At 36.1% G+C, this 10,603-nt stretch carries 11 protein-coding genes and 1 riboswitch; of the genes, 8 read left to right on the plus strand and 3 right to left on the minus strand.

Annotated features, from left to right (window positions below; translation table 11 throughout):
* Positions 1 to 16: 16 nt before the first annotated feature.
* Positions 17 to 113: riboswitch (TPP riboswitch) on the minus strand.
* Between the two features lie 141 nt (positions 114 to 254).
* Both GH715_RS03125 and GH715_RS03130 read left to right on the plus strand, forming a co-directional pair.
* Positions 255 to 698: a ferritin-like domain-containing protein gene (locus GH715_RS03125; RefSeq protein ID WP_153833896.1), complete on the plus strand. Its 444-nt coding sequence runs from the start codon at positions 255 to 257 to the stop codon at positions 696 to 698.
* Positions 699 to 841: 143 nt separating this feature from the next.
* A complete protein-coding gene (locus tag GH715_RS03130) occupies positions 842 to 2,008 on the plus strand; it encodes a M20 family metallopeptidase (protein WP_153833895.1) in 1,167 nt (388 codons plus the stop codon).
* A gap of 223 nt (positions 2,009 to 2,231) precedes the next feature.
* Here the strand turns inward: GH715_RS03130 and GH715_RS03135 are convergent, their stop codons facing one another.
* The 3 genes from GH715_RS03135 to GH715_RS03145 form a co-directional block, all read right to left on the minus strand.
* Complete coding sequence (locus GH715_RS03135; protein WP_153833894.1) at positions 2,232 to 3,455, minus strand: TraB/GumN family protein; 1,224 nt, start codon at positions 3,453 to 3,455, stop codon at positions 2,232 to 2,234.
* Between the two features lie 190 nt (positions 3,456 to 3,645).
* Positions 3,646 to 4,863, minus strand: coding sequence for an ABC transporter permease (locus GH715_RS03140; RefSeq protein WP_153833893.1), 1,218 nt, complete (start codon positions 4,861 to 4,863; stop codon positions 3,646 to 3,648).
* The gene (locus GH715_RS03145; RefSeq protein ID WP_153833892.1) at positions 4,856 to 5,602 is read right to left on the minus strand and encodes an ABC transporter ATP-binding protein; all 747 of its coding nucleotides are present in this window, start codon (positions 5,600 to 5,602) and stop codon (positions 4,856 to 4,858) included. The genes GH715_RS03140 and GH715_RS03145 overlap by 8 nt, the downstream gene beginning before the upstream one ends.
* A gap of 448 nt (positions 5,603 to 6,050) precedes the next feature.
* Here GH715_RS03145 and GH715_RS03150 point away from each other — a divergent pair, with 448 nt between their 5' ends.
* The 6 genes from GH715_RS03150 to GH715_RS03175 all read left to right on the plus strand — a co-directional run bounded on the left by GH715_RS03150 (position 6,051) and on the right by GH715_RS03175 (position 10,380).
* Positions 6,051 to 6,470, plus strand: coding sequence for an HIT family protein (locus GH715_RS03150; RefSeq protein WP_153833891.1), 420 nt, complete (start codon positions 6,051 to 6,053; stop codon positions 6,468 to 6,470).
* Positions 6,471 to 6,539: 69 nt separating this feature from the next.
* The gene (locus GH715_RS03155; RefSeq protein WP_018933684.1) at positions 6,540 to 6,908 is read left to right on the plus strand and encodes a YtxH domain-containing protein; all 369 of its coding nucleotides are present in this window, start codon (positions 6,540 to 6,542) and stop codon (positions 6,906 to 6,908) included.
* 157 nt (positions 6,909 to 7,065) lie between these two features.
* Positions 7,066 to 7,605, plus strand: a complete 540-nt coding sequence (locus tag GH715_RS03160; RefSeq protein WP_163578428.1) for a DUF3267 domain-containing protein — start codon at positions 7,066 to 7,068, stop codon at positions 7,603 to 7,605.
* 171 nt (positions 7,606 to 7,776) lie between these two features.
* Positions 7,777 to 7,956: a hypothetical protein gene (locus GH715_RS21455; RefSeq protein WP_018933682.1), complete on the plus strand. Its 180-nt coding sequence runs from the start codon at positions 7,777 to 7,779 to the stop codon at positions 7,954 to 7,956.
* A gap of 118 nt (positions 7,957 to 8,074) precedes the next feature.
* Positions 8,075 to 9,055, plus strand: a complete 981-nt coding sequence (locus GH715_RS03170; RefSeq protein ID WP_153833890.1) for a peptidylprolyl isomerase — start codon at positions 8,075 to 8,077, stop codon at positions 9,053 to 9,055.
* A 95-nt stretch (positions 9,056 to 9,150) separates the two neighbouring features.
* Positions 9,151 to 10,380 (plus strand): hydrolase, encoded by a 1,230-nt coding sequence (locus GH715_RS03175; RefSeq protein ID WP_153833889.1) that lies wholly within the window; start codon positions 9,151 to 9,153, stop codon positions 10,378 to 10,380.
* Positions 10,381 to 10,603: the final 223 nt, after the last annotated feature.

Here is a 10,603-nt window from a genome sequence, read left to right on the forward strand (position 1 = left end):
CGAAAGCTACAATTTGGTTGCTTTTCTACCACTTCCCTCCGCTGGTGTTAACCAGATCAGGTTCAAAGGGTCCGAAGATTCGTCTCAGCCAAATGGCTCCCCTAGTGTTCTTACGTATTATTTTTTCTTATATGAAAAGGATAACATAGTATGACATAATCGCCAATAAAAAATTTTCCATTATTATGTTTAATCATTTTCACTTAAGGGTAGATATATAATGGAGATGATCAATAGAAAGGATGTTGAAAGAAATGGCACAAAGAGATGAAAAATTACAAGCTTTAATTGATGGATTAAATGAGGATTTAGCAAATGAATATGCGGCAACAATCATGTATACGTATCATGCATCTGTTGTTTCAGGATTATATCGTTCTTTCTTAAAACCTTTTTTTGAAGATGAAATAAATGATGAGATCGGACATGCTTTATACTTATCTGACAAAATTAAAACATTAGGCGGTACACCAACTACAACACCAGCAAAAGTTGAACAATTAACAGACGTTCAAGACATGTTAGAAGCTACTCTTAAAGCTGAAACAGAAACGATTGAGCGCTATGAAAAAAGAAAACAACAGGCAGATGAGCTTGGTTTGACAGAACTTGTTGTGAAATTAGAAGATATTATTGCAGATGAAACAAGCCATAAAGAAGAAACAGAACGACTTTTGTCAGACAAGAGCTTTCAATAACTCGTTAACCCCTTTTTTTCATATATAGAAAAAACAACTTCCACCAGGAGGTTGTTTTTTTGTCTCTTTTCTTGATTCTCATGAAAAGGAAATGCTAGTAATCTATGATATAATAGAAAGAAAAGCTTCTGTGAGGTGAGGATATGAGGGACACTTTATTTGAGGAAATTGATGGTTTGTACGATGAAATGGTGGAAATGCGTAGGTTTTTACATCAATATCCTGAGCTTTCCTTTCAAGAATATAAAACAGCTGCATTTATTCAGGAGCAATATAAAATATTAGATATTCCATATCAAGCAAATGTCGGAGGAAATGGTGTTGTAGCCACTTTAAAAGGGGCTAAACCTGGTAAAACCGTGGCATTACGTGCGGACTTCGATGCACTACCTATTCAAGATGAAAAAGATTTGCCTTATAAATCCAAAAACGACGGTGTGATGCATGCCTGTGGACACGACGGACACACATCGACATTACTTGCTGTAGCCAAAGTACTCAAGAAATATCAAGAAGAACTGGCGGGTACCGTTGTGTTTATCCATCAGCACGCAGAAGAGCTTGCCCCTGGTGGTGCTAAACCAATGATTGAAGCAGGAGTATTGGAGAATGTTGATGTCGTTTACGGTACACACCTTTGGACCAATACCCCATATGGAATCGTTCAGACATCGCGAGGAAACTTTATGGCTGCAGCAGATCACTTCACCATTGAAATAAAAGGAAAAGGTGGCCATGGAGCAATGCCACACCAAACGAAAGATCCGATTGTAGTCGGTTCACAACTTGTAACGAATCTACAGCAAATTGTTTCAAGACGGATTGATCCATTAGAAACAGCCGTCCTATCGATCGGGCAATTTCATGCAGGTGATGCGTACAATGTTATTCCAGATGTAGCGATGATTGATGGAACGGTACGCACCTTTAATCCGGATGTACAACATTTTATAAAAGAGGAAATCGAAAAAGTGATAAAAGGCACATGTATTGGCTATGATGTATCCTATGATTTTGATTATGCCTACGGATACAGACCCGTTGTCAACCATGCTGAGCATGCTGAAAAGGTATTAGCTGCTGCCGAACAGGTGAAAGAAGTAGAGAAGGCTGAAATGATTGTACCTAGTATGACAGGTGAAGACTTTGCCTACTATTTAGAAGAAAAACCTGGTGCTTATTTCTTTACAGGAGCCCAAATCGAAAATGGCTTCGTGCCACACCATCACCCTCTATTTGATTTTGATGAGCGAGCAATGAAAATAGCAGCCAAAACATTAATAGCTGCTACGTTGAATGTAAATAAATAAGTTAATAAAGAAGTTTTCAAGTTACCAAAACGTGAGCATCATTTTATTTTTGATGCTCACGTTTTTGGTCTAGATAATTGTTGCTGTTCCTTGGAAAAGTATCATTCCTCCGTGGATAAAGGCAACTATCCCAAGAAGAACATGGGTTATCCAAGGAACAGAGCTAAATATCCACGGAAGAGCGCGCGTTATCCAAGGAAGGGCGGTATCGATCCTTATTTACTTAGTGAATCCGTTCGGCTGTGTATCCTTCTTCCTCCAAAATCGAACGAATATGAGGCTCTTGTAATAAATGAAGACTACCTACCATCACAAAATATGTATCTGCTTCATCCTCTTCTAGAAAGCGAACGATTTGCTCAGCCATATTCTGATTTCTGTCATCATTGATTGCTTTCATAAATGCTTCGTTTTCTTCTTGCATTTCCGAGGAACCGCCCTCTTCTTCAGACAATACTTCAAGCAATTCTTCTTCATCACCTTGCTCATACGTTTCAAACAGTTCCTCCATTTGCTGTTGATACTCGATCACAGTTACTAAGGAAGATGCCAACATTGCCTCTTGATATTCTGCAGATGTATCTGCAAAGATTTTCAGTTGCTCTTCTGCGGTTTCTAAATCAATTATTTCTTTGCCATCATCCGCTGCTTTATTCAGAAAATATTGATCAACCCCTTGGGTATAGCCTAACTGTTGTGTCATAAGCTGCTGAATCGTATTTGCTAATATCCATGGTTTGTAAAATTCAACCGCTTCTATCGGGATACCAAACTGACTTAGTGTCTCTTCCATTTCTGAGTAAACATCATCAGAAATATGATCTTTGACTGTCGAACCATCTTGATAAGTCCCTAACGACATATTTATTTGTTGCATTTCCGATTGCTCAACATTCGTTATATCAACCTCAGGAACAACTACATCTGCTTTTAAATACGCCTTTTCTATTTCTTCATGCAAAGGATAAAAATCTGCTACACCAGCATGAATCGTTCCTTGTAAATATACTTCCGGATTTTCATCTTCCACTTTCCACAAGAATCCACCTGGGCCATCTGCCCTGCCAACCGTTTGGATAACCTCAATACCTTCATCCGCGAGCTCATCTAATTGATCTTGACCTGCCTCCAAAGGATTACCTACTACATTTACGGACTCTAAATGTTCTAACTCTTGTAATACCGAAAAATCTTCCACTTGATTATCTTGCAACGAAATGGATTCTAAGGAAGAAAACTGCTGCAAACCTTCCAAATTGGAAATGTCAGCGTCAGTTAAATTTAATTCCGTCACATTCTCTACGTCTTCTTCTGAGAATGAATTACCTAACTCTGCTGCAATAGCTGCTTCTAAGTTAGCATCTTCAAAGTTTATTGACTCTTGATTACAACCGATCAGAGCCAATGGAATAATTAGTAATAATATTATCTTTTTAAAATTTTGCAAATGAAATATCCCCTTTCTCTGCTAAAACCTTTGTCAACACTCATTTAGTTTTCCTCTTTTAGCAAAGACGAAAAGTGATTGATATTTGGTATTTTTTACCTAAAACAGTATATATGATAACAGCAATAAATTCAACTTTTTCCCAAAATCCAAATAAAAACACTCCATAAGTTAGACCTATGGAGTGTTTTTATTTTTCTTGAGCCATCTTTTTCTGAAAATAGTTCGGAATCACCATACCAATAAATAATACAGTGGCAAGTGCCATTGCTCCTCCCATTAACCATTCCCCTATTACAATAAGCAATAGGACAAATATTACACCTGCAAATATCATTAGCTGCTGCATCCATTTAATAAAAGCTTGCTTTCGTTCACTAATTCCAATTGGATACAGATCTAACCATACTAATGTTGCATGGTGTTTACATAACGGGATCACCTGCAAAAAGATCATATACATAAATAATAAAGCAAAAATAAGCTTTAGCCATGAATTAGGAACGAAATAAATCAGTAAACCACCTATGACAAGCAACCTTACATAGATACCTAAATATTCTCCACTTCTAACGGTTGTTAAGCGGTACAAATAAGGATATGCCTGTTTCTGTTGGAAAGGGATCGAACCTGTCAACAAGCGGGCAAGCCAGTGACGTTTTTTTACTGGCATTTCCATATGTGGCACTTCCGTAAACATATTGGCCAATCTGTAAAAGGAACGCATTCGCATATAATCACTTTCTATTAACAAGTCCCAATTTAATGCACGCTGTTTTCTAGCTGTCTGATAGTTCGTAACAAAAAGAACGATAAGTAAAGCAGTAATGATCGCTAAAAAGATCATTTCTTGCACTAGAAAGAAATACACTAACGTTATAATTAAAGCAAACCTTACGACCTTGTCCATCCTTCTAGTATTCTTATCCCGAACACGTAGCATCCACCAATTTGCTGCTAAACTCCAAACTTTTATCACCAACAATACCACAAACAATAAACCAAATGACGAGTTCTCTGGAAAAACAGTCATATATAACGGTGCAACAGCAGCGATTGCTAATACAAATAAATAAAGCTGTGTCACAAAACTGTAGATTAAAGCTCTAATGAAGTATCCTGATAGTTGTGATTCTGCTGGAATCAAAAAGACGATATCTGCCCTCTTTAGCAATGTTTGAATCGGACTGTGTGCCGTAACCACACCTAGTACAACCGCAATCACCAAAGTAGACGGAAAGTAATCAGGAATATCCTCTAAAAACTGCTGGTAATATACAGACATTGCGCCGACAATAAACACCATGGCAATCGCAAGATGTCCTGTCAGTATATAACGCAAATATCTGCTTAATTCCTTCATATGTGCAGACAAACGTTCAACAAATAACCGATGGGAATTAAGCATATTGATCGGCTTCTTTCGTTAATTGAATATAAAGGTCATCTAACGTAGCTTGTGGACGGTCAAAGGACTTTCTTAATTCCTCCAACGTCCCTTTTGCACGAATGGTACCATCATGCAAAATAACAAAACGGTCACAGTATCGCTCTGCCGTTGCTAAAATATGTGTCGACATTAATACACCAGCACCTTGTTTTTTCATTTGATTCATTAATTGTAGATAGGATTGAATCCCAAGTGGATCTAATCCTACAAAAGGCTCGTCCACAATATATAAATCAGGCTCAACCAGAAATGCACACATAATCATCACCTTCTGTCTCATCCCTTTAGAAAAATGGATCGGAAACAATTTCAATTTCTTGTCTAATCGAAACTCTTTTAACAAAGGTGTGACACGTGCTTGATAAACCTCTTCAGGTATATCATACGCCTTAGCAGTTAAACGCAAGTGTTCTTCTAATGTTAATTCATCATACAAAACAGGCATTTCCGGAATATAAGAAAAATGTTGCCTGTAGCTTTCTGGTTCTTCCTGGAATGTCTTCCCTTTAATCGATACAGTTCCTTTTTTAGCTTGCATTAAGCCAATTACATGCTTAATCGTCGTACTTTTTCCCGCTCCGTTTAATCCGATCAATCCAACAATTTCATTTGGTTTCACATCAAACGAAATACCATGCAGTACATTTTTATGTGTGTATCCACCTTCAAGATCTTTTATATGTAACAAAGGCTCCATCTATTCAACGTCCTTTCTTTTTCACTTCCTTATACGTATTTCCATTTCCTAATCATTATACCAAATTTTATTTGTATAAAGAAAAAATTTCAGTACAAGCTATGAAAGAAGGGGAAAAGAAAAAGTGTTATATCGATCCTTTCAACAATTAAAAATCATTGTTTCTAAATTTGATTATCACATACTTTATCCGAAAGAATCTTCCCCGGTTCAAGGTTAAAGTTCTCCCCTTCATGCAGGATGTGCTATGAAACGATATGTCGTTTTGTAGCATTCCTGCTATTTTTTTACCCATTAGCATTTTAAAGAATCATGAAAATAATGTATAATATGAAGAAAGAATATAGCATTGAAAAACAGACTTGATTTTAGTGCTAAAGATCTAGACACATCGTATAAGGTTATTGCATAATGAGGAAAAGACTTGTAAATTGAAGGAGCGAACGATATGGAAACGCATGATGATTGTATTTTTTGCAAAATTGTAGCAGGTGACATCCCTTCGGCAAAAGTCTATGAGGACGAAGATGTTTACGCATTCCTTGACATTAGTCAAGTGACGAAAGGGCATACGTTAGTCATACCTAAACAACATACTAAAAACATATATGAAACAGATGAGACAATCGCTGCAAAACTGTTTGCACGTATACCGCAAATTGCAAATGCATTAAAAGAAACATTTCAACCTGCAGGAATAAATATATTAAATAATAACGAGGAAGCGGCTGGCCAATCTGTGTTCCATTTACATATACATCTCATTCCTCGTTATGATGAATCAGATGGCTTTAAGCCTAATTGGATCACACATGAAGATCAATACGATTTAGCTGATCTTGCCTCTCAAATATCAACAAACCTTTAATTTTTTTTAAAATATGGTTTGATTATGAACGAAAAAGAGAATGTTATATATATGAAAGGAGTGTTCGGAATGATTAACAGCAAGTCATTATTAATCGGCTTTTTAGCTGGAGGATTAGTAAGCGCTGCTGCTACACTATTAAGTACACCAAAAGCAGGAAAAGAATTACGAACTGACGTTAGAGAAAAGAGCGATGAGGCTATACGCTATATCAACCATTTAAGAACAGAAGGTGTCGACATAAAAGAACAGATTACCAAAACATCAAAAGAGGGTGCAGCGTTAATTAAAGATCTTTCCGCAGATGTGAAAGAATCGATTGAATCATGGAAGAAAACCGTCGAACCACATCAAAAAAATATACAGAAATATTTAACGCAAATTGAAGAAAGCTTAAAAGAACTGGAAGACAAGACAAATGCACGATCAGATAGTTAATTAGAAAGGGCTGGCTGCTTGCCAGCTCTTTTTTCATGCCTTGCGCTAAAATGCTTATCAAAATTTTACATAAAACCTATTGATTTTTCATAGAAAACATACTATAGTCATGTAGTGTTATTTTAAAAGAGTTGATTTTAGAAAAGGGGTGATCCTGGTGAACTGTTGGGATTCCATCAATGTAACCAAAAAACTTGGTTTTTATCGAAGCCTTATTTTATCTTTATTATTTGGACTATTATCTTTTATCTTTTTGTATTTACCATTTACATTGATTCATGAAGATGTTGTAGTAAAAGACCATGGTCTAATCCCAGTGGTATTTGGAGTAGCACTATTACCCTTGCTACACAAAGCATTACGAATTTTACCGTTAATATTCACCAATAAAAACTTGCGAATTAAATGGACATTAGAGAAGAGATTCATCCCTAATTTCCATGTAAAAAATCATACAAAAACAACCAAACCGACATTCTTTTTTGCTTTGTTGACACCAACATTAATGATCACAGTTCCTTGTATCATTGGCAGTTATTTTGTTCCTGCCTATTATCCTTATTTTCTGCTAATTGGTGCAATTAATTTAAGTTTATCTTATGTTGATTTTCTATATATTCGTCATTTATGGAAAGCACCGAAAAAATGTTTAATATCTAATGAAGAACAAGGCTATGATATTTTAATACCACGTTAAACCCGTTTCGATATAAGACGAAGCGGTTTTTTTTATCTCCGATCCTTTATGATTCAGGCACGTGCATGATATAATACCTTTATACATATTTTTCAATTTATAATAAGACATACTGTTCAAATCTTTAATTTTTTGTTAAAGTAATGACATGAGAATAAGGAGGTAAGCTTGATGCTGTATGTTTTTGTCATTTTTGCTTTTTTTATATTATTTATATTCAATTCTTTAACAATGAGACTTTGCTTACAAACTGAAATGTCGCAGGAAAAGCAACCAAATGTTTTCCGAACTATTAATATTTTAATTACCATTTTACTTGTATCTTCATATGTCGAAGTTATATATATTTAATGAAAAATGAGTAAAAAAAATGTAATCTTCATTTTTCTTGTTATTTTTAATGAGAAATGTGTTATATTATTGCAAGAGTTAAAAAATAGCTTTAGTAAATAGTAGGAGTGTAGGTAGAATGAAAAAATTAGCAATCACTGCAACATTTGCAGCAAGCGTTATCGCACTTTCCGCGTGTTCTTCAGATGATTCTGAAACAGTTGTGGAAACAGGATCGGGTAATATTTCGAAAGAAGCATTTTATGAGGAATTGGTAGCATCCCCTTCTGGTGGACAAGTTCTCCAACAAATGGTGCTTGAAACAATTCTAGAAGATAAATATGAAGTATCCGATGAAGAAATTGATAAAGAAGTCGAACGCGTGAAAGAACAATACGGAGAAGATCAATTTGAAATGGTCTTAAACCAAAATGGTATTGAAGATGAAGATGCTTTCCGTGAACAGTTGCGAGTAAGTTTACTTCAAGAAAAAGCAGCAACTGAAGATGTCGAAGTTACTGACGAAGAAATTCAACAACGTTATGACAGAATGCAAACAAACCTCGTTGCTAGCCATATTCTTGTTGGCGATGAAGAGACTGCCAATGAAGTCATTGACAAATTAAACGATGGCGAAGACTTTGCAGAATTAGCTGAAGAGTATTCTACAGACCCTGGCAGTAAAGATAACGGTGGTGACTTAGGAGAATTTGGAGTTGGCCAAATGGTTCCTGAATTTGAAGACGCTGCATACAATCTTGAAATTGACGAAATCAGTGAACCTGTTCAAACTTCAAACGGCTTCCATGTTATTAAAGTGACAGATCGTGTAGAAGTAGAAGATGTGGAACCTTTAGAAGATGTAGAAGATCAATTAAGAAGAGAAATTGCTTCCACTAAAATTGATCAAGCAGCACTACAAACGAAAATTCAAGATCTAATGAAAGATGCTAATATCGATGTAAAGATCGATCAATACAAAGATATGTTTACATTTGAAGAACCAGCTGCAGAAGAACCTGCTACTGATGAAACAACTGAAGATGAAGCTACAGAAGAGGAAACGTCTGAAGAAGAATCAGCAGATAGCGAAGAAGCTTCTGAAGAAGAAACTGAATAAGAACAAACACAGCCCCTATCTTCCATTAAGTGAGAAGATAGGGGCTTTTATGTTATTCTAATATTAAGTTGAAAAAGATGAGGAAGTGATAAATAATGAGTAGCCTGAAATATTTTTATGACATGATTACAATTGATTATGAGCTTCAAGATCAACAAAAAGAAAACCTTGCGACCAATTTCCCTGCACCTTCGTTACCAGAAACGATAAAGGGTGTACATTTAAATACGTTAACAAAAGGGACAGCCGTTTCAGCTCGGGTATTGTTAAATGAATTCGAAGTTAGAAAGACGAAAACAAACAAATCCTTCTTAAAAGTGACATTCAGTGATCAATCAGGAAACATTTCCGCAAAAATGTGGGATAACAATGGCGAAGTTGAGGCAATGCTTCCGATTTTAGAACAAAAAGGTGTCTTTGATATCCGCGGTCAAGTTGATGAATTTAATGGCTTTAAAAGTGTTACCGTATATGAAATGACTCCATGTACGGAAGATATCGATCCGTTTACACTACTAGCTTATACGCAGCAAGATATTGAAGCATTACGTGATGAACTGTTCGCCTACCTTTATGAATTGCAGCAACCATATCAAGAGATCGCCATTAAAGCGATGGAACAGCTATGGGAAGGATTTCGTATTAGTCCTGCTGCCAAAGGATTCCACCACCATTATTTAGGCGGGCTACTGAAACATACTGTAGGTCTGATGCGTTTTTGCAGATACATAACGATTCAATCAGATAATCCATTCCGTGCCGTGATGCAATTAATCAATAAAATAGAAACGGAGTATAAATTAGAAATTTGGAACTCTTTAAAAGATGACGATGCCAGACCGGCATATGTATGGAAAGACAGTATTGACCATCTCTATCACATGGTACAAGGAATGGCTGAATATAAATATGACAGTATCAATTATGATGCACTGATAACCAGTATTTTGTTCCACGACATAGGTAAACTAGCAGAATATGATTATGCCGGGAAGTCATTTGATATTTTCCACTTTTTATTCCCTACCGGTGAATTTAAGGAGTCAAACCGTAAACAAGCTGGTATTGCCATGGACCCATTAGGGGTAACCATCGGTCATATTCCATATGGTGTCATGTTATTATCTAAAGTGATTGAGCACCATAACATTGCGGTCACAATGGAGGATATCCACTTGATGTCTCACTGCATCCTTTGCCACCATGGCTTACCTGAATGGGGAAGCGCCGTTCGTAAACCTAGTAATCTAGAAGGCTATATCATTCACATTGTTGACTATTTAGATAGTCGTTATGAGAATACAGAAACAGATGAGGAGAAATAATAACACTAGCTTAAACATATGCACAGCAACATATAGCAAAAGAGAACGAAATGGCTTGTTCCGCCCTCTTTCATGATTTTTCAGTAGATGTTACGAAATTATTTTCTATTTAAATGGTTAGTGGAAAAAACATCCATTTTCAAACATTTTTGAATGTATTTATGTTATAATTCATTTACTCACATTTGAACTACCCCCACTTAACCTCCTTTCAGGATGTTTG

Source organism: Gracilibacillus thailandensis (assembly GCF_010994055.1).
GTDB lineage: Bacteria > Bacillota > Bacilli > Bacillales > Amphibacillaceae > Gracilibacillus > Gracilibacillus lacisalsi.